The organism is Lentzea fradiae (genome assembly GCF_900100955.1).
Lineage (GTDB): Bacteria > Actinomycetota > Actinomycetes > Mycobacteriales > Pseudonocardiaceae > Lentzea > Lentzea fradiae.
Genome location: NZ_FNCC01000015.1, coordinates 36,419 through 61,153, shown reverse-complemented (window position 1 = coordinate 61,153; position 24,735 = coordinate 36,419). Strand labels below are relative to the sequence as shown.

The 24,735-nt window shown below is 71.2% G+C and carries 21 protein-coding genes; 11 read left to right on the top strand and 10 right to left on the bottom strand.

The features are described from left to right. Window positions 1-337 precede the first annotated feature (337 nt). The 4 genes from BLT23_RS31170 to BLT23_RS31155 all read left to right on the top strand — a co-directional run bounded on the left by BLT23_RS31170 (window position 338) and on the right by BLT23_RS31155 (window position 4,036). Window positions 338-1,576 (top strand): helix-turn-helix domain-containing protein, encoded by a 1,239-nt coding sequence (locus BLT23_RS31170; protein WP_143036105.1) that lies wholly within the window; start codon window positions 338-340, stop codon window positions 1,574-1,576. Next, window positions 1,573-2,763, top strand: coding sequence for a helix-turn-helix domain-containing protein (locus BLT23_RS31165; RefSeq protein ID WP_090055641.1), 1,191 nt, complete (start codon window positions 1,573-1,575; stop codon window positions 2,761-2,763). The genes BLT23_RS31170 and BLT23_RS31165 overlap by 4 nt, the downstream gene beginning before the upstream one ends. A gap of 106 nt (window positions 2,764-2,869) precedes the next feature. Then, window positions 2,870-3,616 carry a thaumatin family protein gene (locus BLT23_RS31160; protein ID WP_090055639.1) on the top strand — a complete coding sequence of 249 codons (747 nt, stop codon included), beginning with the start codon at window positions 2,870-2,872 and terminating at the stop codon, window positions 3,614-3,616. Between the two features lie 36 nt (window positions 3,617-3,652). Continuing rightward, a complete protein-coding gene (locus BLT23_RS31155; protein ID WP_090055636.1) occupies window positions 3,653-4,036 on the top strand; it encodes a cysteine/serine endopeptidase inhibitor in 384 nt (127 codons plus the stop codon). 47 nt (window positions 4,037-4,083) lie between these two features. On the opposite strand, the gene BLT23_RS31150 is transcribed toward BLT23_RS31155, so the two are convergent. Beyond that, window positions 4,084-6,105 (bottom strand): hypothetical protein, encoded by a 2,022-nt coding sequence (locus tag BLT23_RS31150; protein WP_090055634.1) that lies wholly within the window; start codon window positions 6,103-6,105, stop codon window positions 4,084-4,086. A gap of 585 nt (window positions 6,106-6,690) precedes the next feature. Between BLT23_RS31150 and paaZ the strand changes: the two genes are divergently transcribed. Then, a complete protein-coding gene (gene paaZ, locus BLT23_RS31145) occupies window positions 6,691-8,712 on the top strand; it encodes a phenylacetic acid degradation bifunctional protein PaaZ (protein ID WP_090055632.1) in 2,022 nt (673 codons plus the stop codon). 16 nt (window positions 8,713-8,728) lie between these two features. On the opposite strand, the gene BLT23_RS31140 is transcribed toward paaZ, so the two are convergent. After that, window positions 8,729-10,210: an FAD-dependent oxidoreductase gene (locus BLT23_RS31140; protein ID WP_090055630.1), complete on the bottom strand. Its 1,482-nt coding sequence runs from the start codon at window positions 10,208-10,210 to the stop codon at window positions 8,729-8,731. A gap of 155 nt (window positions 10,211-10,365) precedes the next feature. Between BLT23_RS31140 and BLT23_RS31135 the strand changes: the two genes are divergently transcribed. The 3 genes from BLT23_RS31135 (at window position 10,366) to BLT23_RS31120 (ending at window position 13,528) form a co-directional block, all read left to right on the top strand. Continuing rightward, the gene (locus BLT23_RS31135; protein WP_090055628.1) at window positions 10,366-11,637 is read left to right on the top strand and encodes an NAD(P)/FAD-dependent oxidoreductase; all 1,272 of its coding nucleotides are present in this window, start codon (window positions 10,366-10,368) and stop codon (window positions 11,635-11,637) included. Window positions 11,638-11,820: 183 nt separating this feature from the next. Continuing rightward, a complete protein-coding gene (locus tag BLT23_RS31125) occupies window positions 11,821-12,570 on the top strand; it encodes an SRPBCC family protein (protein ID WP_245744370.1) in 750 nt (249 codons plus the stop codon). Between the two features lie 130 nt (window positions 12,571-12,700). Continuing rightward, window positions 12,701-13,528 (top strand): extensin family protein, encoded by an 828-nt coding sequence (locus BLT23_RS31120; RefSeq protein ID WP_090055626.1) that lies wholly within the window; start codon window positions 12,701-12,703, stop codon window positions 13,526-13,528. 106 nt (window positions 13,529-13,634) lie between these two features. Here BLT23_RS31120 and BLT23_RS31115 read toward each other — a convergent pair whose 3' ends face one another. The 3 genes from BLT23_RS31115 to BLT23_RS31105 form a co-directional block, all read right to left on the bottom strand. Then, a complete protein-coding gene (locus BLT23_RS31115; RefSeq protein ID WP_090055623.1) occupies window positions 13,635-14,144 on the bottom strand; it encodes a histidine kinase in 510 nt (169 codons plus the stop codon). 736 nt (window positions 14,145-14,880) lie between these two features. Then, window positions 14,881-16,146, bottom strand: a complete 1,266-nt coding sequence (locus tag BLT23_RS31110; RefSeq protein ID WP_245744368.1) for a HAMP domain-containing sensor histidine kinase — start codon at window positions 16,144-16,146, stop codon at window positions 14,881-14,883. A gap of 11 nt (window positions 16,147-16,157) precedes the next feature. Next, window positions 16,158-16,823 (bottom strand): response regulator transcription factor, encoded by a 666-nt coding sequence (locus tag BLT23_RS31105; RefSeq protein WP_090055618.1) that lies wholly within the window; start codon window positions 16,821-16,823, stop codon window positions 16,158-16,160. Between the two features lie 25 nt (window positions 16,824-16,848). Between BLT23_RS31105 and BLT23_RS40285 the strand changes: the two genes are divergently transcribed. Further along, on the top strand, window positions 16,849-17,397 hold the full coding sequence (locus BLT23_RS40285; protein WP_143036104.1) for a hypothetical protein: 549 nt from the start codon (window positions 16,849-16,851) through the stop codon (window positions 17,395-17,397). Between the two features lie 185 nt (window positions 17,398-17,582). Here the strand turns inward: BLT23_RS40285 and BLT23_RS31090 are convergent, their stop codons facing one another. After that, window positions 17,583-18,566, bottom strand: a complete 984-nt coding sequence (locus BLT23_RS31090; protein ID WP_090055608.1) for a hypothetical protein — start codon at window positions 18,564-18,566, stop codon at window positions 17,583-17,585. A gap of 118 nt (window positions 18,567-18,684) precedes the next feature. On the opposite strand from BLT23_RS31090, the gene BLT23_RS31085 reads away from it, so the two are divergent. Beyond that, entirely contained in the window at window positions 18,685-19,569 is an 885-nt protein-coding gene (locus BLT23_RS31085) for a Ppx/GppA phosphatase family protein (RefSeq protein WP_090055605.1), read from the top strand. Here the strand turns inward: BLT23_RS31085 and BLT23_RS31080 are convergent. From BLT23_RS31080 to BLT23_RS31070, 3 genes are all read right to left on the bottom strand, one after another. Beyond that, entirely contained in the window at window positions 19,558-19,905 is a 348-nt protein-coding gene (locus BLT23_RS31080) for an STAS domain-containing protein (protein WP_090055602.1), read from the bottom strand. The two genes, BLT23_RS31085 and BLT23_RS31080, sit on opposite strands and share 12 nt — an antisense overlap. 73 nt (window positions 19,906-19,978) lie before the next feature. Next, entirely contained in the window at window positions 19,979-20,209 is a 231-nt protein-coding gene (locus tag BLT23_RS31075; RefSeq protein ID WP_090055600.1) for a DUF6480 family protein, read from the bottom strand. Window positions 20,210-20,313: 104 nt separating this feature from the next. Continuing rightward, window positions 20,314-20,709 (bottom strand): ATP-binding protein, encoded by a 396-nt coding sequence (locus BLT23_RS31070; RefSeq protein WP_090055597.1) that lies wholly within the window; start codon window positions 20,707-20,709, stop codon window positions 20,314-20,316. A gap of 126 nt (window positions 20,710-20,835) precedes the next feature. On the opposite strand from BLT23_RS31070, the gene BLT23_RS31065 reads away from it, so the two are divergent. Next, window positions 20,836-21,177 carry an STAS domain-containing protein gene (locus BLT23_RS31065; RefSeq protein ID WP_090055594.1) on the top strand — a complete coding sequence of 114 codons (342 nt, stop codon included), beginning with the start codon at window positions 20,836-20,838 and terminating at the stop codon, window positions 21,175-21,177. Between the two features lie 213 nt (window positions 21,178-21,390). Here the strand turns inward: BLT23_RS31065 and BLT23_RS31060 are convergent. Continuing rightward, window positions 21,391-24,735: HAMP domain-containing protein (locus BLT23_RS31060; RefSeq protein WP_090055591.1), on the bottom strand; the 3,345-nt coding region annotated here is incomplete at its 5' end.

The following is a 24,735-nucleotide window of genomic DNA, read 5'->3' as shown; positions in this document are numbered from 1 at the left end:
TTCCCCCTGCGCGGGACCCGCGGGCAAACGCCGTGCACCGAGTCCGGGTCGGCGATGACAGAACAAGACATTTCTTTCGCTGCTGCTGGAATGTGCGAGGTCTTCCGGAAAATCTTCGGAAACGGGCGCGGACCGGGTGTCGACAATCACTCGGCGACTGTTCACGAGAGCCGCCATTGCCGGTATGGTCCAGACCATGTAGCCGTCGTTGTGCGGTGGGTCCATCGCGGGCCGGCAGGGGCTCTGCGCTGGACCGACGCCGATTGAAAGGCGTGCTGCGTATCAATTGGTGGACTTGTGCTCCGGTGTGGTCAGAGCAGGGAAAGGCGCCGCCGAAGTGACGAACGACAGCAAGCTCGACGGGGTTCGCCGCGCCCGTTCCGAATTGATCCGAAATGGACGATGGAAAGAAGCGGACCTGCCGGAGGGGGAACCGGAGCGCGCGGCCGGTGCGCGGGTGGCGGTGCTCGACGCTCTGCGGGCGGCGCACCGCGGCACCGGCAGGACGGAGGCCGCGGACACCGCCCGGCACGTGCTGAGATCCGTGGACTCGCTCGACGTCGGCACGTTCTGGCGGGCGGTGCTCGTCCTGACGCACGCCGACGAGGTCACCACCGCGCACCGGCACTGGGCGTGCTCCGCCCATCGGTACGGCAGGGACGTGCACGACGTCCTCGGCGCCCGGATCATGCTGCGGCGCCGCAACCCGTGCGCGGCGGCCCGGCTGCTCGACTGCGCCCTGGGCAGGGGCGTCCGCCCACGGCTGCGCGTCGTCGCCACGGCGTGGCTGGTGCAGGCGCTCGTCGAGACCGGTGAGCTGAGACGGGCGCGCGTCGTCCTGGAGGACCGGGGCCCGGCCGGGGGACACCCCGACGAGGCCGAGCTGCTCTTCGCCTCGGGCAGACTGCTCTTCGCCGAGGGACGGGCCGTGGCGGCGCTGGACGAGCTCCTCGGCTGCGGGCAGCGGCTCGCCCGCTCCGGTGTCGTCAACCCGGCCGTGCTGCCGTGGCGGTCGGCGGCAGCGCTGGCGGCCACCGCCGCGGAGGACCACGTGCTCGCCCGGATCTGCGCCGACAAGGACCTGGTCGCCGCCAGGCGGTGGGGCGCGCCGCGGGCGGCCGGGCTCGCCCTGCACGCCGGTGCCCTCGCTCGCGGCGGTGACGACGTGCGGCTGGAGGAAGCCCTCGCCCACCTGGACCTGGCGGCGACCGCCGACGAGGTCCTGCGGGCGCGGCACGACCTGGCACAGCTCCTGCTCGCCCGCGGCGAGGTGGGACGGGCCCGTGAGCACACCCGGTCCCTGCGCGAAGCCGCTGCGGCAGCGTGCTGTCCACAGTGGACCAGCGAGGCCGAGGACCTGACGTGCCGGCTGCTGCGCAACGACGGCGAGTCCGCGCTCAGCGACCAGCAGCGCAGGGTCGCCCGGCTGGCACGGGCGGGGAAGTCGAACCGCGAGATCGCCGCCGAGCTGCACCTCACGCTGCGCACCGTCGAGTTCCACCTCACCGCCGTCTACCGCAAGATGGGCGTGGCCGGGAGGCCGGGGCTGCGCCGGGCGTACGTCCCGTCGGCGTGAACGGCCTGTTCGCGGTCTGGTCCGCCGAGCCGGGCCACGACTGCCCCGCAGCCGTCGCCTCCGGCCTGCTCGCCGCGGGGGAGAACTGGACAGACGCCGTCGAGTCGGCGGAGCAGGCGCTGGCGAGCCCCGCCTGCGGGGCGACGGCCGCGTGCGTGTCACGTGCGTTGGGGACGCTGGTCTGCGCAGGGGAACTGGTCGCCGCCGACGCGCACAGCCTCGCCCTGCTGGAGCGCGGTGACCCGGTGGCCACGGAGATCGCGTTGCTCGGCCGGGCCTGTGTCGCCCGCCGCACGGGCGACCTCGCGCGCTGTTCGACGTTGCTGGCCCGGTTGCGGCGCAACGGCATCAGGACCGCGCACCGGTCGCTCGTGCTGCTCTGGACGGTCCAGGACCTCATCGCGGACGGCGACCCCCGCGCAGCGGAAGCGGTGCTGTGCGAGGAAGAGCGGGCTTCCGGCGACCCGTTCCCGGTCGAGGCCGCGGCGGAGGTGGCGCTGGCACTGGGCCGTCCGCGCGACGCCCTCGCCGGACACCTCGCGTCCGGGCGGGCGTTGCTGGCGAACGGCATCGTCAACCCCGCCGTCGTGCCGTGGCGCTCCAACGCCGCACGGGCCGCGCTGGCCTGCGGCGAGCACGAGCAGGCCGCCCGCCTGGCAGGGGAGGAGCACGCCGCCGCGGTCCGGTGGGGCGAGCCCAGGGCCCTCGGCGTCAGCCTGGCGGCGGTCGCGAGGACAGGACCGCGCGACGGTGAGGACCTCGCCGCCTGCGAACGCGCGATCCGCCTGCTGGAGCTGGCACACGCCAGAGCGGACCTCGCGGCGGTCCTGTGCGACTACGGGGACCTCCTCGGCGAGCACGGCAAGGAGGCCGCGGCGGGCGAGGTCCACCGCCGGGCCCGCGCGGTGGCCGCCGACGCCGGCCTCACGGTGCTCGTTCGGCGGGCGGACGAAGCGCTGCGGGCGGCCGAGGCCCACGGCCGGGCACCGGTGCTGACGGCCGCCGAGGCCGAGGTGGCGCGGCTGGTGCGGCTCGGGCTGAGCACCAGGCAGATCGCGGCACGGCTCGCGATGGCGACCAGGACCGTGGAGCTGCACCTGACGCGGGTGTACCGCAAGCTCGGCCTCTCCGGCCGGCGCGAGCTGCGGGGCAGCCGGTGGTTCCCGGCCGCGGGCGAGCACCGCTGAAACTTTGCGGACTCACCGTGAAGACACGAACGAGCACAGCGAGTGATGGTGGGGTCCTGACGACATCCGGTGCGACCGCACCGGTCTCGCAGGAAGGAGCTCGCAGATGCCCGGGAGAGCACTCCGCTGGGTCACCGCGCTGTTCGCGCTCGTGTTCGCGCTCGCGGGGGTCACCGCGCCGGTGGCGAACGCGGCGATCGACCACAGGGTCACGTTCGTCAACAGGACCGGCCAGACGATCTGGATCGGCGCCACCGTCAACGCCGACGGCTCGCGCGCCCTGACCGGCTTGCCGACCATCGCCGCCGGCGGGTCCGCGACCATCACCATCCCCGAGACGGCCTCGCCCGGCCACTGGCGTGGCAAGTTCTTCGCCCGGCAGCACTGCACGGGCACCTCCGGCGTCGACTTCCGCTGCGCGGTGGGCGACTGCGGCGTCTACGCCGACCGGTGCGTGCTGGGTGACCAGCCCGCGAGCCTCGCCGAGTTCAACTTCGACACCCGGGACAGCCTGGCGCCCTGGTACAACGTCAGCTACGTCAACGCGTTCTCGGTACCGATCTCGATCACCCCGATCAACCCGGTGATACCGCCGGGTTCCACGTCGTGCAGCACAGCCGGCTGCACCGAGAACCTGCTGCCGTACTGCAACCCCGCGTACGTGAAGTACGGGCCGAACGGGCAGCGCGTCAACTGCGTCAACCCGAACCGGGACGCGCCGACCGACTACAGCAACACCATCAAAGCCCGGTGCCCCAAGGCTTACGCGTGGTCCAAACAGGACACCGAGCCGGGCAACCAGACCGTCTTCCAGTGCTCGAACTGCGCCGGTTTCACGGTCACCTTCAGCTGACCGCCGCTCTCAGCCCCTGCCTTTGAGAGGAAACCCATGAAGCACACGCTCAAGGCTCTCGGCGCGCTCGCGTCGGCCGCCGCGCTCTCACTCGTCTTCACCGGCACCGCGTCCGCCGTCAACGGCACCGCGAGCTACTACAACGACGCGGGCTACGGCGCCTGCGGCACCCAGATCAACGCGGCGACGGAATGGCTGGTCGCCGCCCCGGCCGCGCTGTGGACGTCGCCCAACCCGAACAACGACCCGCTGTGCCGCAAGTCCATCCGGGTCACCCACAACGGCCGCACCATCACCGTGCCGATCAAGGACAAGTGCCCGAGCTGCCCGAGCAACAAGATCGACCTCAGCCAACCGGCGTTCGCGTACTTCGCCAGCACCGCGGTGGGCATCATCAACGTGTCGTGGGAGATCGTCTGACGTGAGGCTCCGGCTGAGCCGATCGCGATCGGCTCGGCCGGGCACCGCTACCGGGAGAAGATCACCGTCTCCTCCTTGGTCAGCACGTCGATGGCGACGACCCGCGACACGTTGGGGTTCTGCTGCAGGATCGGGAACTCCGTCATGTGGAAGACGTTGTCGGGCCGCCGCGTCGGGCCGAGCAGCACGTAGACGTCACCGCTGGCACCGTGCGCGAGGCTCGCGGAGACGCTGTCCCACACGGCCTTGCCCTCGGGCGAGGTGTTGCCCCAGCCGGGCAGCTTGATGGCCCTGTCGTCCAGCGTGCCCTCGAGTGTGTTGCGCCCGTCGGCCTTCGCCATGTACTCCGCCTCGTTCATCACCGAGATCCGGTTGCCCTCGGAGTCGAAGATGTTGCCGGACCAGAAGAACGCGCCGTCCGGCTTGGAGGCCAGGACGTTGCGGAGGTTGTCGATCCACTTCCGGCTCTCCTCCGGAGTGAGGTTCTGCAGGTCCGCCCACGGCTTGCCGTCGATCGTCGTGGCGGGCCAGGCCGCGTCCGTCTTGTACCCCGAGGGCGACCCGTGGCCGTGGCCGTCCGGATAACCCCGCGGGTCGAGCAGGTCCAGGATGTTCGTCGGCGCCAGGACCGGTTTCACGGGCGGAGGCGTGGGCGGCGGAGCGAAGGGGTCGGGCGGTGCCGGTTTCGGCGGACGCGGCTCCGTGGGTGGTTGCGCGTCGCCGATCGGCTTCAGCACGTCTTCCCCCGGCCGGTTCGGCGCGAAGGTGCCCTGGGGCGGGCCCGTGAAACCGGGGACGGGGCCCGGTCGCGGCCCCGCGGAGGGGTCGGTGAACTGCGGGGCGGCGGGACCCGGCCCCGCGGACGGCTGCCAGCCGCCACCGGGACGCGGGCTCGGCCCCGGCGGGGGCGCGACCGGCTGCGGCCGGGGTGGTGGCGGCGGCGTGGGAGGTGCCGCCGCGGCGATCGGCCGCAGCGCGTCCGCCGCGGGCGGGTTCGGCGCGAAGATGCCCTGGGTCGGGCCCGCGGCACCGGGGACGTAGGGCGTCGAGCCGGGCCGCGGCCCGGCCGGTGGCCACATGGCGGTGACGTTGGTGGTGTCGGTGACCGGCGGTGCGACGGCGGGACCCCGCCCGCCGGGCGGCTGCCAGCCACCACGCGGGCCCGGCGCAGGGCCACCCACCGGACCGGCGGGACCGTGGGCCGCGGGGTTGGTCGCGCCGGTGAGGTCCGGCGCGCCGCGGACCTGTCCGCCCGCCGGTGGTGGCGTGCCGGCGGAGGCGGCGGGAGCGGTGACGCCGGTGAAGCCGGGGACCGGCGGGACCTGGCCGCCTTGCGGTGCGGGCGGGGGCGCGGGGGCCGCGGCCGTGGTGGTCGTGCCGGGCAGGTCGGGGACGTCGCTGACCCGGCCGCCTTGCGGTGCGGGGGCGGAGGTCGTGCCTGCCGTGGTGGTCGTGCCGGGCAGGTCGGGAGCGTCGCTGACCCGGCCGCCCTGCGGTGCCGGTGCGGAGGTGGTGCCGCCCGGCGGGGTGCCGGACGGGAGGTTCCTGGCCTTCGACGCGGCGCCGTCGGTGTCCGGCTCGAACTTGCTGAACTGCTTCGCGATGTTCGCGTCGTTGTCGCGGTAGGTCTGGGCGGTCGCCTTGAGGTTGTCCTGGACCTTGCGGAAGCTGTCCGCCGCGCTGGTGGCGTTGTCGACCGACTTCGAGTTGGAGCCGTTCAGCGCGCCCACGAACGGCGTGCCGATCATGCCGAGCGCGTTCCACGACATGTGCAGGCCCGCCAGCTTCGAGCTGACGCCCCGGTAGCCGGACTCGAGGTTGCCCGCGGTCCGCCCGAGTGCCGTGAGGGTCGACTCCTCGACCAGGAACCCCGACTTGCCGGTGGGCCCGGGAGTGCCGCGCGGACGGGGCGGCGAGGGAGGAGGCGGCGACGACGGCGAGGGAGGGGGCGACGAAGCCTCGGGTGGCGCTTGCGGTTCGGGAGACGACGTGGCGGGCGGCGGGTCGTTCTGACCGGTCTCGGCCGGTGCGCTCGTCCCCGGCGTGGAGGTTGATCCTTTGATGGCCATGTTCGTCTTCCGTGGTGGTCAAGCGGGCACGGAGGGATGACCGAAAGGGCACGAGGGCCTTTTCGGGTGCTCCGCCCGGAGCGGGTGTGTGTTGCGTCGCAATGACGTGGAATCAGGGCATGGCGAGGCCCGACGATTTCAACGCGTCAGCGGATGGAATCGGACAAACGCAGCTCAAGACAGCTGTGAGCTGCGACGATCCACAGAGAGGGGCAGCTTTGGGTCTACGGTGAACACCAACAGCTCTCCCTCCAAACGAATTCACAGGACGTTCTGAACCCCCGGGAATTCAGGTTAACCAAGACTTAAGGAAGCGGTCAACTTTCGGGCACGCAAACGTCTTGTTTGGCCTCCGTCTCAATAGATTCAATTGAGACGGAATGGTGGGACACGACATCCGTGAAATTGTTGTGAGGAGATCTCCGGCGTGTGGAGGTCCGGACGGACGCGACTGCTCTGCCACTGATCACCGGGCCGGTCGGCTGATACCGTGCCAGCCGGTGCGGAGGGCTCCGGGAACCGGAGTTTTCCCAGTTGGACGGGTCGATGACGATCCATCGGCCCCGGCGGGAGAAGGGTGGCGCGATGAGGTTGCTGCGCAGCTACGTGTCGGGCGGGTGGCACACGCCGGCCGCGGAGGGCGCGCCGTTGCACGACGCCGTCACGGGGGAGGAGATCGCCCGGATCTCGTCCGCGGGCGTCGACATGGGGGCGGCGCTGCGGCACGGCCGGGAGGTCGGCGGGCCCGCGTTGCGCGAGCTGACGTTCCACCAGCGGGCGCAGCTGCTCAAGGCGCTCGGCCTGTACCTCAAGGAGCACAAGGCCGAGCTGTACGCGCTGTCCGCCCGGTCGGGCGCCACCCGGTCCGACTCGTGGATCGACGTCGACGGCGGCTTCGGCGTGCTGCTCGGGTACGCGTCCAAGGCCAAGCGCGAGCTGCCCAACGACAAGGTGCTCGTCGACGGCGGCCTGGAGCCGCTCGGACGCGGGGGCACGTTCGCCGGCCAGCACATCTGCACGCCCCTGCGCGGGGTCGCGGTGCAGATCAACGCCTACAACTTCCCCATGTGGGGCCCGCTCGAGAAGTTCGCGCCCGCGTTCATCGCCGGGGTGCCGTCGCTGATCAAGCCCGCGTCCCAGACCGCCTACGTCACCGAGAAGCTGGTCGAGCTGATGCTCGCCTCCGGTCTGCTGCCGGAGGGGTCGCTGCAGCTCGTCTGCGGCTCGGCGGGCGACCTGCTCGACCACCTGACCGAGCAGGACCTCGTCGGGTTCACCGGGTCCGCCTCGACCGCGCAGCACCTGCGCACGCACCAGGCCGTCGTCCGGTCGTCGGTGCGGTTCAACGCCGAGGCCGACTCGCTGAACTGCTCGATCCTCGGCCCGGACGCGACGCCCGGCACGCCCGAGTTCGACCTGTTCGTGGGGCAGCTCGTCACCGAGATGACGACGAAGGCCGGGCAGAAGTGCACCGCGATCCGGCGTGCGCTCGTGCCGTCGTCGCTGATCGACGCGGTGGCCGAGGCGACGTCGGCCAAGCTCGCCGAGGTCGTCGTCGGCAACCCCGCCGACAAGTCGGTGCAGATGGGCGCGCTGGCCGGGCTGGAGCAGCGCGAGGAGGTGCTGCGGTCGCTGAAGGCGTTGCGGGAGAACGCGTCCGTCGTCTACGGCGACGGTCCGCTGTCCCTTGTGGACGCCGACGCCGAACGTGGCGCGTTCATGTCACCGATGCTGTTGCGCGCCGCCGCCGACGCCGTGCAGCCGCACGAGGTCGAGGCGTTCGGGCCGGTCTCGACGCTGATGCCGTACGACTCCGTCGAGGACGCGGTGACACTGGCGGCACGGGGCTCCGGCTCGCTGGTCGGCTCGGTCGTGTCTGCGGACACCGGCTTCGTGCGGGACGTCGTGCTCGGCGTGGCGCCGTGGCACGGCCGCCTGCTGGTGCTCGACCGCGAGGACGCGGGCGAGTCGACCGGGCACGGGTCGCCGTTGCCGATGCTGGTGCACGGCGGTCCGGGACGCGCGGGTGGCGGCGAGGAGATGGGTGGCATGCGAGGCGTGCTGCACCACATGCAGCGCACGGCTGTGCAGGGCAGCCCGCGCACGTTGTCCGCCATCACGAACCGGTGGGTCACGGGTGCTCCTCGCCGTGAGGCGGACGTGCACCCGTTCCGCAAGACGCTGGCCGAACTGCGCTTGGGCGACACGGTCGTGGCCGGTCCGCGCGAGGTGACGCTGGAGGACATCGAGCACTTCGCGTCGTTCACCGGTGACACGTTCTACGCGCACATGGACGAGGAGGCCGCCGCCGCGAACCCGTTCTTCGGCGGCAGGGTCGCGCACGGCTACCTCGTCGTGTCGTTCGCCGCCGGTCTCTTCGTCTCGCCGGAGCCGGGCCCGGTGCTCGCCAACTACGGCCTGGAGAACCTGCGGTTCCTCACGCCGACGTTCCCCGGCGACCAGCTGACCGTGACGCTGACGGTCAAGCAGATCACGCCGCGCGAGGACCAGGACTACGGCGAGGTGCGCTGGGACGCCGACGTGGCGAACCAGAAGGGCGAGTCGGTGGCCCGCTACGACGTGCTGACCCTGGTGGCGAAGAGCTGAGCTCCGGCTGGGGCCGTCACCGCGGCTTCTTGCGCTGGAGGGGCCGGGTCGCCGGTCCCTCCAGCACCGTGCCGTCGACGTCGAAGCGCGAGCCGTGGCACGGGCAGTCCCAGCTGTGCTCGGCGGCGTTGAACCGCACCAGGCAACCGAGGTGCGTACAGCGCAACGACACGCCGTGCAACGTGCCCTCGGCGTCGCGGTAGACACCGGTCTTGCCGGCGCCGTCGCGGACGACGTGGCCCTGTCCCGGCCGCAGGTCCTCGCTGGAGGTGGCGGCGGCGGGCATCACCCTGTCGCCGACCATCTGCACCGCGACCTCGGCGTTCTTCTTCACGAGGTCCGGCAGCGACTTCAGCGACATCCGGTGCGGGCTGAACCGGGCAGCCAGGTCGTTCGGCTTGCCGGTGACGAGGTCGGCGAGCAGGCTCGCGGCGAACGTGCCGCTGGTCAGCCCCCACTTCATGTAGCCGGTGGCGGTGAACAGCGTGTCGCTGCCCGGCGTGTAGCCGCCGATCATCGGCAGGTGGTCGTAGGCCGTCGGGTCCTGCGCCGACCACCGGTGCGTGATCTCCTCGACCTGCCAGTGCTGCCGTGCGAAGTCCTCCAGCCGGCGGTACGGCTCGACGACGGGCTTGCCGGTGGAGTGGCTCTGCCCGGCCAGGATCAGCTGGTCGCCGTACGCGGACACCGACCACGAGGGGCTGCCGGTGCTGATCGCGAGCGCTTGCGTGGGGTTCTTCACCCTGGCCGCGACGCAGTAGGCGCGGGTCAGCTCCAGCCGCGCGAAGTACAGGCCGCGGTCGAGCATCGGGAAGTGCGTGGCGATCACCACCTGCGAGGCGTCGACCCGGCCGCCCTCGGTGTGGACGCTGGTGCCCTTCACCTCGACGACCCTGCTGTTCTCGTACACCAGGCTGCCGTCGCCGTCGACCGCGCCGGCCAGGCCGAGCAGGTACTTCACCGGGTGCAGCGCGATCTGGTCGTCGAGCCGGATCGCGGCGTGGACCGGGAACGGGAGGTCGACGTCCGTCGTGCCGCTGCGCACCGGCAGGCCGACCTGGCGCGCGGTGATCAGCTCGTGGTCGACGTCGCGCACCTCGTCCTCGGCGTAGGCGTAGGTGACGGCGGGGGAGCGGCGCAGGTCGCAGTCGATGTTCTCGGAGCGGACCAGCTCGGCGACCTGGGCCACCGCGGCGACGGACGCGGTCGCGTAGTCGGTGGCGGCGCCCAGGCCGTGCCTGCTGCGGATCTGCGAGTACACCGTGGCCTGCAGAGCGGTCACCTTGGCCGTGTTGTTGCCCGACACGCCCGACGCCACCCGGCCGGCCTCCAGCACCACCACCCGCAGGCCGCGGCGCTTGAGCAGCAGCGCGGTGGTCAGGCCGGTGATGCCACCACCCACGACGGCCACGTCGAACGTGTGCTGCCCGGTCAGCGGGGGGCGTGGCTGCGCGGGGAGGGCGGTGAGCCAGAGCGACTGGTCGGCCGTGGTGGTCATGCCCGCCGTGTACCCACACCAGGCGTGGTTATGCGGCGCGGATGATCTCGGTTCGGGTGAATGTTTCGACAGTCGGCCGAACGGGAACGTGCCCGCGAAGCCACCGGATGGGGTGGCGCCGGATACGTCCGCCCCGAAGTGGGTATGCGACCTGCATGAGCAAGCACCGGGTAGTCGTTGTCGGCGGCGGTTTCGGCGGGCTGGGGGTCGTGCGCGGGCTGAAGCGCGCCGACGCCCAGGTCACGCTGATCGACCGCACGAACCACCACCTGTTCCAGCCGTTGCTCTACCAGGTGGCGACCGCGCTGCTGCCCGCGGGCGACATCGCGCCGGCGTTCCGGGCGATCCTGCGCAAGCAGCGCAACGCGCACGTGCTGCTGGGCGAGGTGACCGGGTTCGACACCACCGCGAAGAAGGTGCACGTCGACCTGCCGGACGGCACGTCGCGCCAGGTCGGCTACGACACGCTGGTCGTGGCGGCCGGGTCGCGCGACAGCTACTTCGGCAACGACGAGTGGGCCGAGGTCGCCCCGCCGATGAAGACCCTGGAGCAGGCGGTGTCGCTGCGGTCGCGGCTGCTGCGGGCGTTCGAGACGGCGGTGACCGCCGACGACCCGAAGCAGTGGCTGTCGTTCGCGGTCGTCGGCGCGGGCCCCACCGGCGTCGAGCTGGTCGGCCAGCTCGCCGACCTCGCGCGCCGCGCGCTCAAGGGCCAGTTCCGCGAGATCGACCCGCGCGACATCCGGATCACGCTGCTCGACGCCGTGCCGCACGTGCTGCCGCCGTTCCCGGAACCGCTGCGGGCGCACACCCGCAAGAAGCTCGAACAGCTCGGCGTCACGGTCATGACCGGCGCGATGGTCGAGTCGATCGACGCCGAGGGCCTCACCACCAAGGACGGCGACCGGGTCGAGGCGCGGACCATCGTCTGGGCGGCGGGTGTGCAGGCGTCCCCGCTCTCGCGCAAGCTCGCCGAGGCCACCGGCGCCGAGGTCGACCGCAAGGGCAAGATCATCGTCAACCCCGCCGACTGCTCGGTGGCCGACGGCATCTACGCCATCGGCGACATGGTCAACCTGAACGACCTGCCCGGCATCGCCGAACCGGCGATCCAGGAGGGCCACCACGTCGCCAAGGTGATCAGCGCGCGGCTGGAGGGCCGCACGCACAAGCCGTTCAAGTACCTCGACCTCGGCACGATGGCGACGATCTCGCCCGGCGACGCCGTCGCGGACATCAAGAAGCTGCACCTGCGCGGGCTCATCGGCAAGGTCGCGTGGGCGGGCGTGCACATCGCGTTCCTCGTCGGGTGGCGCAACCGGGTCGCGGTGCTGACGCAGTGGGCGTGGAACATCGTCACCGGCCGCCGCGCGCAGCCGATCATCCTGGAACCCGTGCAGGCCAAGCAGGAGCCGCGGCAGCTTTGACCGGGCCGCACGGCGGGTAACCACCCGCCGTGAACAAGGAGTTGCTGGGCATCTACCTCAACGACCACCTGGCCGGCGCGACGGCCCCGGGGCGAGCTCGCCCGCCGCGCCTGCAAGACGCACCCCGAGCTGCGCGTCCTCGCCGACGACCTGGACGCCGACCGCAAGGAGCTGCTCGACTTCATGCACGAGGTCGGCGTCGAGTCGCGTCCGCACAAGGCCGCGATCGGCTGGCTCTCGGAGAAGGCGGGCAGGCTCAAGCTCAACGGCAGGGTGCTCGGCCGCTCCCCGCTCACCGACGTCGTCGAGCTGGAAGGGCTCCGGCTCGGCATCGAGGCCAAGTCCGCGATGTGGCGGACCCTGCGCAAGCTGCAGAGCTTCGACGAGGACAGGATCGACCGGCTCGCCCGCCGCGCCGCGGAGCAGGCGGAGCTCGTCGACCGGTACCGGGTCCGCCGGGTGCCGCAGGCGTTCGACGCGCCGCAGACCTCCGGAGTCGACGTCGAACGCACCTTCACCGTCGCCTCCCCACCCGAGGGAGTCGTCGAGTACCTGCGCGACTTCGCCCGCACCGAGCAGTGGGACCCCGGCACCGTGTCGTGCCGGCGCCTCGACGACGGACCGGTCGGGGTCGGCTCCCGCTGGCACTGCGTGTCGACGTTCCTCGGCCGCCGCACCGAGCTCGTCTACGAGATGACCCGCGACGACCCGGACGGGCTGCGGTTCGTCGGCCGCAACGACACCGCCACCACGACGGACGACATCACGATCACCCCGGGAGCGGCTCCCGGCACCACCCGGATCGGCTACCGCGCGCACGTCGAGCTCACCGGACTGGCGAAGCTCGGCACCCCCGTGGCGAGGCTGGCGCTCGAGAAACTGGGCGGCGACACGGAGCGCAACCTCGTCCGGGTCCTCGGCCCCGTCCGGTAAAGACAACGGAAAACCCCAGCTCAGGCCGCATTCCCCGGGTGGATCACCATCCCTAGACTCCCTCGCGCCGGGTGCCGGGACAGGCCCCTGACCTGTCCGCTCCGGCGCGGACTCGAGAGGGAGTACTGGGGTGTTCGAGAACAACGTCACCAGGCGCGGCTTCGTCACGGGCGCGGCGGCCGTCGCCGGTCTCGCCGGTCTGTCCACCGTCGCTCCCGGCCTGGCCGGTGCCGACCCGAAGATCCACGACCAGCACACGGAAGAGGAGATCAGGGCCGCCGAGGCCGGTGTCCTGGCACTCAAGACGTTCCAGAAGATCGACGGCACGCCCGTCTACTACTGGCGTTCCAACCGCGGCAACACGACGGCCCGCAACTGGCAGGCCACCGACGCGTTCTACGACGCGCTCGTCGCCTGGATCAGGGACCTGCGGTCGCTGTCGTCGGCCTACGGCTCGATCAGCTACATCGTCTCCGCCGGGTTCTACGTCAACAAGACCGGTCAGCACGGCGCCGGCACCGCGATGGACCTCGACCACATCCGCTGGTCGGGAGGCAACACGATCTCTCCGCTGGACCAGGCGCACGCGTCGGGCACGGCGTCGGTCCGCAAGCGCTACCTCGCCACGGAGGCCGTGTGCCGCCGCCGGTTCCGCTACGTGCTCGACGGCTGGTACAACGCCGCGCATGCCGACCACATCCACTCGGACTTCGGCGGCATGCCGGTCCGCGCGGTCAAGAGCTCCGAGGCGGACACCAAGTTCGTCCAGGCCGTGTGCAACAACTTCCGCGGGTCGGGCCTCGTCGTCGACGGCGTCTGGGGCACCAAGACGACCACCGCGTTCAACGGCCTCAAGTCGGCGCTCGGCGTGACCGGCGACCCGCACTCGAGCACGTCGGTGTGGCAGGGCATGTTGTCCAAGATCGCGACCAAGGGTTTCGCGAACCAGAACATCTGATCGCTTGAGAGCGATTCCACGGAATTGCTCGGAGAATCCTCCCCGTCGCGGGAACGACAAAGGCGCGTCCACTGTGGACGCGCCTTTGCCGTGCGGTGCGGAGGGGTTACCGGGGGCCGCCGCCCATCGAGCCGCCCAGCCCGAACAGGATGCGCTGGATGAGCTCGGGATCGACGTCCGGCTCGTCGCCGAGCGCCTCGGCGGCGGGCGACCGGCGCTTCTCCCGGCGCGGCAGCGGCACGGCGGTCGCGTTCACGCCGGTCGGCAGCGGCAGCTCGCACCAGACGAGCTTGATGCCACCGGCCAGCTCCAGCACGCCGGTGCGCAGGTCGGGCGAGGCCGGCGGCATCGTGAACCGCGCCGCCTCCAGCTCGACCACCAGGTAGTCGCCGCTGAGCCTCAGGCGCAGCGTGATCAGGCGGGACGTCTTGGGGTCCGCGGACTCCACGGCGGCCTCGACCAGCGCACACGCGACGGCCGAGCACTCGCCGATCATGTTCCGCAGACGCCACTCACCGAGTGTGAAGCGCACGAACAGATCCGCGCAGTTCACCGCGGTGGGCAGCGCGATGAGTGTCAGGTCGTCAACCTGGGCGGTCTGGGCGTTCGCCTGCATGCTGCCTCCGTTTCGCGTGCGGCGCGCGATCCGCGGTGGTCACCCGAATGGCCCTCGCGGTGAGCGGGAATCTACATGGGTATACGCGGGAAGCAATGCCCTGGTTGACTCACCCGTCCAAAGTCACGACCGGGTCACGAAACGCGCTGTCCGTGCTCACTGTGAGTATACCTTCAGCCGCTGTGGGTGATCGATCGGGGGGCGGGTCGCCGTCCGCCGAACCGTTCCGCGGAATTCGTGAGCCGAGGGGGTCTGGGCTCACGTTCCGCCCGGTATGCCACGTCGTGGGGCCTTCGGGCGCCTGTGCCGGATCTTGCGGGCGACCCGGGCCGGGCATCGTTCGGCCGGAAATGGTTTCGAAATCTTAAATCAAATTAAGACGCTGGCCATTCGGTGGCGAAGCTTAAAGATGTTTAAAACCAATTAATCGTCTGAACGGTGGATTGGCCGCCGGGCGGGCTCGGCTAACTTCGTGTCCGGTCGGGAAAACGACCGAAGACCACCTGAATACGCCGGCACCCCACACCAGACGCCGAGAGCCCCGGCAGATCCACCTCGTAACACCGGTGTGGGAAAGGCCAGCGCGCACCGCTCATCGGGTTCCTCCCTCCTGCTCGGGACCCGGTGGTGCGGCAGCGGTGCGCAGCGGCCTGCCGGTGCCCGCCGGCGGCGCCGGACCCGTCCCACGGTCCGCGCCGCCGGCGGTGTGCTTCCCCGGCTCTCCCGAAAGAGCCCTTCAGACCCTCCGGAGCCTCAATTGCACGCGTGCGCCACCCAGCGGCCCGCGGTCGACGTGGAGCGAGCCACCCGTGCTCTCCGCGGCGCGGCGCGCGATGTCGAGCCCGAGCCCGGTGGAACCGCCCCCGCTCGCACCCCTGCGCACCGCCCTGCCCGCGTCCGGGATGCCGGGGCCCGCGTCCTCCACGACGAGCGCGACCAGGTCGGCCTGGTGCACGAGCGTCACGGCGAACCGCGTGCCCTCCGGCGTGTAGCGGAAGACGTTGCCGAGCAACGCGTCGAGCGCGGCCGTGAGGTCCGTGCGCGACAGCGGCACCTGTGCGGGCCGGTCCGCGCCCCTGACCGCCCACGGCCGTTCCTGGTCGTCGGCGAGCGCGGACCAGAACACCAGCCGGTCGCGGACCACGTCCGCGGCGTCCACACCGCCGTCGTCGCGACGCAGTCCCGACCGGGCGGCCCTGATGATCTCGCCGACCTCTCTCTCAAGCCCCTGCACGGCCGTGCGGATGCGGTCCGCCCCCGACCCCTGTCCGAGGGCGTCCGCGTCCAGCAGGAGGGCCGTGAGAGGGGTTCTGAGGCGGTGCGAGAGGTCGGCGACCACCTCCCGTTCCGCGGCGAGGAGGTGGCGGACGCGTTCGGCCATGGCGTTGAACGCCTTGCCGGCCTCCGCCACCTCGGGTGGTCCCTTGACCGGAACGCGCGCGGTCAGGTCCCCCTGTCCCATGCGCCGCGCGCCTTCCGCCAGCGCCCGCGTCGCGGCGACGGCTCGCGCCCCGAGCCGGTCGGCGACGAGCACAGACACGGCGACCAGCCCCACCGCCACGCCCGCGAGCAGCCACCACGTGCCGACGACGCCGTGCGTGAGCTGCTCGTGCGGCACGAACGCCTCGATGATCGCGAGACCGCTCTCGCTGGTGGCGAGCGGCTGGAGGTAGGCGACGCCGTCCGGTCGTTCGACGGTGGACGCCGTGGCGAGCTTCCTGGCCTCGTCGAGGTCCTGCGCGGTGATGTGGGACGTGCCGTAGGTGGCGGACGGCGCGCTGAGGTGCACCGCGAGCCGCTGCTGGGCGCCGTAGCGGGTGCTGCGGATCGCCTGCCGGACCTCCTGCGGCCGCGTGGTGATCACCAGGGCCGGGGTGAGCGCGTTGGCCTGCTTCTCGGCCTCGCTCAGGGCGCGGGTGTACGCGGCGTTCTTGACGACGATCGCGAGCGGGATCAGGAAGGCCAGCGCCACCATGCTGGTCGCCGCGAGAGCGACCAGCACCAGTGACCGCCTCACCTCGGCGCGACCAGCCGCACGCCCACCCCGCGCACGGTGTGCAGGTACCGCGGCTGCGCGGCCCGCTCGCCGAGCTTGCGCCGCAGCCACGACAGGTGCACGTCGAGCGTCTGGTCGTCGCGGTGGGACGGCCACAGGCTGGCGAGGATCTCGGCGCGCGGCACCACCTCGCCGTGGCGTGCCGCGAGGTAGGAGAGCAGCTCGAACTCCTTGTGCGTCAGCGAGAGCTCCCGTCCGTCGACGGAGGCCCTGCGCAGGCTCACGTCGATCTCCAGGCCGCCGACGACGAGCTGCGTCGTGTCGCGCGCCCTGCGCAGCACGGCCTGCAGCCGCGCTTCCAGGTGCTCGCTGGAGAACGGCTTCACCAGGTAGTCGTCGGCGCCCGCGTTGAGCAGGCGGACGATCTCCGCCTCGTCGTCGCGGGCCGTGGCGATCACGACCGGCGTGTTCGTGACGCCCCTGATCATCCGCAGGGCGTCGCCGCCGTCGAGGTCGGGGAGCCCCAGGTCGAGCACCACGACGTCGTAACCGGTGGCGGTGACTTCGCGCAAAGCCTCGATCGCGAGCGCCACACCGTGCACGATGTGGCCCTGACCGGTGAGCGCGCGCGTGACCGCCGCGCGCACCACGGGGTCGTCCTCGACCAGCAGCACTGATGCCATGAGCCGTTACGGGAGGGTCGCCGCGGTGAGACGGTCGCTCGGATACCTGGCCGCGTGGGCCCTGGTGACCGCGGTCGCCGTCGGCCTGTCCTGGTTCGGCATCCGCTCCGCGATGGAGCCCACGCCGGTCGCGGCCGTGGGACCCACCCTGGAGACGGTCGTCCTCCCGATGCCGACGCTCGCCCCGTCCGGCGTCACGACGCCCCCGTCCAGCACGACGCCTGCCACCTCCGCACCCACGTCCACCAAGCCTCCCGCGGTCAGTTCGTCCGTTCCGGTTCCTCCGAGTAGTACGGATGCGCGTCCCACCCCGGCTCAACTCCCGCAGGGCGAATGGCAGCCGGACGGCTCCTACGTCCACGCGTTCCACCTCAGGGGAGGTGACGTGGTGGCCCGGTACCGCCCGGACGGAACGGTGGTGGCATTGTCCGCCACCCCCGCCGACGGCTGGTCGGTGGCCGTGGAACAGCCCGGCGGACCGCTCGTCGTGAACTTCCGCACCACCGCCGGCCGCCTGTCCAGGCTCGAAGCGACCTGGACCGACGGGCCGACGGCGCGCGTGGTCGAGCAGTGAGGGTTGCAGGCCGATGGCCTTCGCGAGCCGCACGGGCTTGAGCACCCGCGGGATCACCTCGAACAGGGAGTAGGCGCCGTACGGCAGCGAGACCTCCACGCCGTCCTCGGCCGGGCGGGTGCCGCGCGCCGGCACCGCCTCCGCGCGCCGACCTGGTGGTGAGGCAGGTGCCGACGAGTCCCTCCTCAGTCGGAGGACTGCCAGACCGCGAACGGGACGTCCATCTCCTCGTCGCTGCGGCCGCCGTGCTCGAACTTCCTGGACGGGTCGGAGAGCGGGAACTCCGGCGCTGCCGCGATCGCGACGACCGGGCCCGTCTCCGGCTGCGGCAGGCCGAGGTCGCCCGCGTGGTGCACGGTGGCCGTCGAGCCCAGAGTCGTTGCGACGCGGTCGAAAACGGCCTCGGTGCGCCCGGTCTTCGGGTAGAGCCACCGGGTCCTGCCCGCCCCGCCGGAGGGGATCACGCACTCCTCGCGCACGATCGCGTCCCACGCCTCGGCCAGTTCGGCGTCCGGCGAGACGGCGACCTGACCGTTGCCGGAGTGGGCGACGACCGTCCAACCCTGTGCGGCCCAACGGGAAGCGTGCGCGTCGAGCCGGAGCATCGCCTCGTGCACCGCCTCGTCGTAGCCGTAGCGGTGCACGTGGTCGTCGATGTTGACGTACGTCCAGAGCAGCCCGGCGTCCGGCAGCGCCTTGTCCAGGTCCGCCACCACGTTCGCCACCAGCAGGGGCGGATCCTCCGCCTGCGCGGCGAGTTTGTGCTTCGGGGGCGCGGGTATCCGGGTGCAGCCTCGCAGCAGTGCCCTGGCCCAGGTTCCCTCGTGGAGGTCGAGCTCGCGGGCCAGGACCGTGGCGCCGTGCCGTTCCAGCACGGTCGGCAGGTCCGGGACCGCCGGCGCGCCGTTGACCGCGTGCACGAGGCCGGATCCGTTGCGGTACACCGTTCCCGGCACCCGGTGGACGTCGGCGGTGACGCCGGTCAGCGCGGTGAGGAAGGCGGTCGGAGCCGTGGAGGGCACGGTGGAGGTGAGCGTGGAGAGCGAGGCGGTGAGCCACGACTGCTTCGCCACGTCGGCCGAGAGACCGTCCACCGCCAGTACGATTACGCCGCGTTCCGCCTTGCTCAGGGCGTGTTCGAGCCGGGAAGGTATCTCCACCAGTGACATCGGGCGACTGTAACGCATGTCATCGGGCACATCTCGCCTGATCGGGGTCTCCGATCCCGCAGAATGGGCGCCGATGGAATGACGTGAACCTGAACCGGAACGAGAAGGAGAGTGGCGGATGGCGGTCGGGGTTCTCGACGTCGGGTGCTTCAGCGCACACCTGGTGGTCGTGGAACGAGACCTGATGCGCCCGCTGTTCTCCCACAAGGTGCGGCTGCGCCTGGACCGCGAGCTCGACTCCACCGGGGCCATCAGCGCCGCCGGTGTCGAGTCCCTCTGCGCGGCCGTGCGCGCCGCCCGCAAGAAGGCGGGTGACGTCCCGTTCCTGCCGTTCGCCACCTCGTCGGTGCGCGACTGCGCGAACGCGGCCGAGGTCATGCGCAAGGTCGCCAGACGCACCGGGGTCGACCTGGAAGTCTTGTCGGGCAAGGAAGAAGCCCGCTACTCCTACACCGCGGCCCGGCACTGGTTCGGCTGGGGCGCGGGGCCGATGGTCGTGCTCGACGTCGGCGGCGGCACGGTGGAGCTCGCGGCCGGGTCCGGCGCGGAGCCGGACTTCGCGCTGTCGCTGCCGCTCGGGGCGAGGACCCTGACGCGCGCGGGCCTGACCGTCGAGGACATGCGGGCCGAGGTGAGCGACCGTCTCTCCGGCGCCCTGCCCAACCATGAGAGCGCTCGCGCGGTCGGCTGTTCCAAGGTCTTCGAACAGCTCGCCCGCCTGGCCGGCGCCCGCAACGACACCTACGCGCCGCGGCAGCTGCGCCTGCGCGACCTGGAGAAGTGGATTCCCCGCCTGGCGAAGCTGTCGGTGCGCGAACGCGCCGCGCTGCCGGGCATCTCCCGGCACCGGGCCCGGCAGTCGCTCGCGGGCGCCGTGGTCGCGGAGGCGTTGATGAAGGCGTCCGGCCACGACGTCGTGGACATCTCGCCGTGGTCGACGAAGGAGGGCCTGCTGCTCGACCTGGTCGCGCGGTCGCGGAGCAGGAGCGAATCAGCCGCGTAGCGCCGTCACGGCGTCGTCGACGTCGGCGAACAGGTGCAGCACCTGGTCGACCGCCGTCATCTCCAGCGGGCGCAACACGATCCTCGTGTCGCTGACGACGCCGAACTTCACGCCGAGCTCGTCCGCCTGCGTCTGGGTCGTCACGAGCGCCCGGATTCCCTCCGACCCGAAGAACCGCACCTCGCGCAGGTCGACGACGAGGGCGGGGGGTTTGCGGCCGAGGAGCTCGGCGAGCCTGCTCGTCACCGGCGCCGACGACATCATGTCGATCTCGCCCGTGAGCGCGACGATCGGGATGGACTGGACATAGGTCGTTCTCTGGCGAAGCTCGTTCATAAGGACTCCCGTCCGCACCGACCGTACGCGCCTCTCGGTGACGGTCACAAGCCGAAGCGGCTGCGCGGAGCCCTCACTCCAGCAGGAAAGCCCTGGTCACGAACATCGCCGCCACCAGAACGGCGAACAACACGATGAGCGTGATCACAACGCGTGACGCCGCCTTGGACGGCGGCTTCTGCTCGTGGTGCGACAGACCGGAGGTCTGCCCGGAGTCGGGCGGCGTGTCCCCCGGCGCGACGCCGCCGCCGGGTTCCAGACCTGGCGTGCGGTACGGGTCGGGGTCAGGAGGCGTGGCGGTCATACGGGGGGAGGTACCCCGTTCCCGCCGTTCTAGTGGTGATTCCCGCGAACGGGTCTTCTGGGCGGTTCCCGCGTGGGTGGCTCCAGGGGTGGGTGGTTCCCGGTCTACCCCTGGTCCGGGACCAGTTGGGCCCAGACCACCTTGCCGGAGCTGTCCGGAGTGGTGCCCCAGTCGGCGCTCAGCGCCTGCACGAGCTGCATCCCGCGGCCCCGTGCCGAGCTGGGGTCCACGGGCCGCAGCAGAGGCTTCTCCGGCGACTCGTCGTGCACCTCGACCAGCATCCCGCCGTCCTTGCGGCGCACCGTGAGTGTGATGAGCCCCTCACCGTGGTCGATCCCGTTGGAGACGAGCTCCGTGACGACGAGCTGCGCGTCGTCCGCGAGCTCCTCCGGCAGGTCCCACGAGGCCGCGGCCTCGCGCACCAGCTGCCGGGCGCGTGCGCAGGACCCGCCCTCGGCGGTCAGGGTCACCCGCACCTCAGCCAGTGGGTCGTTCAGCACAACGCGCATCGTCGCACATCCGGTGCCCCGTTCGGATCTTTCAGCCCCCCGGTGGTCGCATGGTCGGACGCCGTGCTGCACGATTTGGGTCGCACGAGTCGGGCGTGGCGGGAAGGAACGGCGACGATGGAGCTCAACGTCGGCAGCGAGGTCCAGCGGGGATGGCGCGTGCTCGCCGTCGCCGGTGAGCTGGACATCGACACCGTCCCCGTGCTGTCCGCACGGCTTGACGCGGACGTGAGCGGCGCGCACGCGGTGCTGGACCTGGCGCACCTGCAGTTCATGGACTCGACCGGGCTGGCCCTGGTGCTCGACTGGCACCGGCGGCTGGCGGAGGCCGGGGGACAGCTGCGGATCGCCTCGGCGCAGGCACCGGTGAAGCGGCTGTTCGAGCTGGCCGACGTGGCTGAGGTGTTGAGCTTGCACGCTTCGGTCGACGAGGCCGTCTCGGTGGATGCCGCGCCGTAGGGGCGGGCCCCGGCGGGGCGTACTTGGACGCGGGCGATGGGGCTGGGCTTGCCGCTCAGCGGCCGCGCAAGGGGACGCATCGGCGGCGTGGCGAGGGTTCCGCGCGGTGGCTTGGCCACGTACTGCGGCGCCCGTGCCCTGCCGCTCTCGTGCCGCCCGCCGAGCGACGCACCCACCACCCCACCCAAGCCGGAGGGCGGGGTGGTGGGTGCGTCAGGCTTCCGAGGACACGCCCAGGTAGTAGGCGATCAGCCGGATCAGGTGTTCGGTGTCCACGGGCTTGGCGACGTAGTCGGTGGCGCCGGAAGCGAGGGATTTCTCCCGGTCGCCCTTCATGGCCTTGGCGGTCACGGCGATCACGGGGAGGTCGGCGTAGCGTTCCATCGCGCGGATGGCGGAGATCGTGGCGTTGCCGTCCAGTTCGGGCATCATGATGTCCATCAGGACGATGGCGACGTCGTCGTACTGTTCGAGGGCGCGTACGCCCGTTATGCCGTTGTCGGCGTAGATGGCTTCCAGGCCGTGCAGTTCCAGGACGCTGGTCAGGGCGAAGACGTTGCGGAGGTCGTCGTCCACGACCAGGACTTTTTCGCCGTGGAAGCGGATTGAGCCGGTGGTGGCCTGGACGGGGGCCGCCGGGGTGACGATCGGGGTCGGTTCGGGGAGGACCACAGCGTCCGTGATGGCCTTGCCCAGGGGCAGGCAGAGGGTGAACGTCGAGCCGATGCCGGGTTCGGAGCGGACTCGGAGAGCGCCGTTCAGGAGCTGGGACAGTTCGCGGCTGATGGAGAGGCCGAGGCCGGTGCCGCCGTACTTGCGGGACGTCGTGCCGTCTGCTTGCTGGAACGCCTCGAAGATCACGGCGAGTTTTTCGGCTGGGATGCCGATGCCCGTGTCGTGGACGTCGAACGCGACGGTGGACGGGTCGTCCATTCGCACGTGCAGGCGGATGCCGCCGTCGTGGGTGAACTTCACGGCGTTCGACAGGAGGTTGCGCAGGATCTGCTGCAGGCGGTGTTCGTCGGTGCGGAGGGTTTCCGGGACGTTCGGGTCCACGCGGACGGAGAACTCGAGGTTTTTCTCCGCGGTCAGGGGCAGGCAGAGCGTCTCGACGTAACGGACCAGTTCGTCGACGCGGACCGGGTCCTCGTGGACGGTCATGTGGCCCGCCTCGACCTTGGTCAGGTCGAGGATGTCGTTGATCAGCTGCAGCAGGTCGGAGCCGGACGAGTGGATCGTGCGGGCGAACTCGACCTGTTTCGGGTTCAGGTTGCCGTCGAGGTTGTCGGCGAGGAGCTTGGCGAGGATCAGCAGCGAGTTCAGGGGGGTCCTGAGCTCGTGCGACATGTTCGCCATGAACTCCGACTTGTACTTCGACGCCGTCTGCAGCTGGCGGGCGCGGTCCTCCAGCTCCTCGGAACCGGCCCTCAGCTCCGCGGTGAGGCGCTGGGACTCGACGAGGAGCAGGTCGGTGCGGGAGTTGGCCAGCATCGTGTTCACGTTGACGCCGATGGCCTCCTTGAGCTGGTCCAGGAGGTCGAGGTGGACGTCGGTGAACTCGTTGAGCGACGCCAGCTCGATCACGCCCAGCGTCTCGCCCTGGAACAGGATCGGCAGGATCACCAGGTTGACCGGGGCCGACTCGCCGAGCGCGGACGACACCGTCAGGTAGCGGCCGGGGACGTCGGTGACCAGGATCGTCTTCTTCTCGGCCGCCGCCTGGCCGACCAGCGTCTCGCCCATCGCGACGCGCGGCATGCGGGCCGACTCCAGGCGGAAGCCGTAGGAGGCGGTCAGCTCCAGCGTCTGCTTGGCGTCGTCCTCCTCCTGGATCTGGTAGAACGCGCCGTGGTGGGCGCTGACCAGCGGCGTCAGCTCGCTCATGATCAACGACGCGAGCGCGCGCAGGTCGCGGTGGCCCTGCATGAGGCCGGACAGCCTGGCCAGGTTCGTCTTGAGCCAGTACTGCTCGCGGTTCGCGCGGGTCGTCTCCTTCAGGTTCGCGATCATCTGGTTGACGTTGTCCTTGAGCTCGGCGAGCTCGCCGGACGCGTCGACGGTGATCTGCCTGGTCAGGTCGCCCGCGGTCACGGCGGTGGCGACCGCGGCGATCGCGCGGACCTGGGTCGTGAGGTTCGACGCGAGCTGGTTCACGTTGTCGGTCAGCTTCGACCACGTGCCCGCCACGCCGTCGACCTCGGCCTGGCCGCCGAGCTTGCCCTCGGTGCCGACCTCGCGGGCCACGCGGGTGACCTCGTCGGCGAACGACGACAGCTGGTCGACCATCGTGTTGATCGTGGTCTTGAGCTCCAGGATCTCGCCGCGCGCCGAGACGTCGATCTTCTTCGTCAGGTCGCCCTGCGCGACGGCGGTGGTGACCTGGGCGATGTTGCGGACCTGGTTGGTCAGGTTGTCCGCCATGAAGTTCACCGAGTCGGTGAGGTCCTTCCACGTGCCCGCCACGCCCGACACGCGCGCCTGGCCGCCCAGGATGCCCTCGGTGCCGACCTCGCGGGCGACGCGGGTGACCTCGTCGCCGAACGCGCGGAGCGTGTCCACCATGCCGTTGAGGGTGTCGGCGAGGGTCGCGACCTCGCCCTTCGCCTCGACGGTGATCTTCTTCGACAGGTCGCCGTTGGCGACGGCGGTGGCGACGGCGGCGATGTTGCGGACCTGGTCGGTCAGGTTGTCCGCCATCAGGTTGACGTTGTCGGTCAGGTCCTTCCACGTGCCGGCGACGCCCTGCACGCGGGCCTGGCCGCCCAGCCTGCCGTCGGTGCCGACCTCGCGGGCGACGCGGGTGACCTCCTCCGCGAACGACGACAGCTGGTCGACCATCGTGTTCAGCGTCGACTTCAGCTCCAGGATCTCGCCGCGCGCGTCGACCGTGATCTTCTGCGACAGGTCGCCGTTCGCGACGGCCGTCGCGACGTGGGCGATGTTGCGGACCTGGTTGGTCAGGTTGTTCGCCATGAAGTTGACGTTGTCGGTCAGGTCGCGCCACGTCCCGGCGACGCCCGGCACTGTCGCCTGACCGCCCAGGCGGCCCTCGGTGCCGACCTCGCGGGCGACGCGGGTGACCTCGTCGGCGAAGGACGACAGCTGGTCGACCATGGTGTTGATGGTCGACTTGAGCTCGAGGATCTCGCCGCGGGCGTCGATGGTGATCTTCTGGGTCAGGTCGCCGCGCGCGATGGCGGTGGTGACCTGGGCGATGTTGCGGACCTGGGTCGTCAGGTTGTTCGCCATGACGTTCACCGACTCGGTGAGGTCGCGCCACGTCCCGGCGACGCCGGGGACCTGCGCCTGACCGCCCAGACGGCCGTCCGAGCCGACCTCGCGGGCGACGCGGGTGACCTCGTCGGCGAACGACGACAGCTGGTCGACCATGATGTTGATGGTCGACTTCAGCTCGAGGATCTCGCCGCGGGCGTCGACGGTGATCTTCTGCGTCAGGTCGCCCTGCGCGACCGCCGTCGTGACCTGGGCGATGTTGCGGACCTGGGTCGTCAGGTTCTCCGCCATGAAGTTCACGTTGTCGGTCAGGTCGCGCCACGT

Excerpts from the sequence above, each read along its gene's own strand:
- BLT23_RS31160 (WP_090055639.1), top strand. The coding sequence starts at position 2,870 with ATGCCCGGGAGAGCACTCCGCTGGGTCACCGCGCTGTTCGCGCTCGTG.
- BLT23_RS31155 (WP_090055636.1), top strand. The coding sequence starts at position 3,653 with ATGAAGCACACGCTCAAGGCTCTCGGCGCGCTCGCGTCGGCCGCCGCG.
- BLT23_RS31150 (WP_090055634.1), bottom strand. The coding sequence starts at position 6,105 with ATGGCCATCAAAGGATCAACCTCCACGCCGGGGACGAGCGCACCGGCC.
- paaZ (WP_090055632.1), top strand. The coding sequence starts at position 6,691 with ATGAGGTTGCTGCGCAGCTACGTGTCGGGCGGGTGGCACACGCCGGCC.
- BLT23_RS31140 (WP_090055630.1), bottom strand. The coding sequence starts at position 10,210 with ATGACCACCACGGCCGACCAGTCGCTCTGGCTCACCGCCCTCCCCGCG.
- BLT23_RS31135 (WP_090055628.1), top strand. The coding sequence starts at position 10,366 with ATGAGCAAGCACCGGGTAGTCGTTGTCGGCGGCGGTTTCGGCGGGCTG.
- BLT23_RS31125 (WP_245744370.1), top strand. The coding sequence starts at position 11,821 with ATGCACGAGGTCGGCGTCGAGTCGCGTCCGCACAAGGCCGCGATCGGC.
- BLT23_RS31115 (WP_090055623.1), bottom strand. The coding sequence starts at position 14,144 with ATGCAGGCGAACGCCCAGACCGCCCAGGTTGACGACCTGACACTCATC.
- BLT23_RS31105 (WP_090055618.1), bottom strand. The coding sequence starts at position 16,823 with ATGGCATCAGTGCTGCTGGTCGAGGACGACCCCGTGGTGCGCGCGGCG.
- BLT23_RS31090 (WP_090055608.1), bottom strand. The coding sequence starts at position 18,566 with ATGTCACTGGTGGAGATACCTTCCCGGCTCGAACACGCCCTGAGCAAG.
- BLT23_RS31085 (WP_090055605.1), top strand. The coding sequence starts at position 18,685 with ATGGCGGTCGGGGTTCTCGACGTCGGGTGCTTCAGCGCACACCTGGTG.
- BLT23_RS31080 (WP_090055602.1), bottom strand. The coding sequence starts at position 19,905 with ATGAACGAGCTTCGCCAGAGAACGACCTATGTCCAGTCCATCCCGATC.
- BLT23_RS31075 (WP_090055600.1), bottom strand. The coding sequence starts at position 20,209 with ATGACCGCCACGCCTCCTGACCCCGACCCGTACCGCACGCCAGGTCTG.
- BLT23_RS31065 (WP_090055594.1), top strand. The coding sequence starts at position 20,836 with ATGGAGCTCAACGTCGGCAGCGAGGTCCAGCGGGGATGGCGCGTGCTC.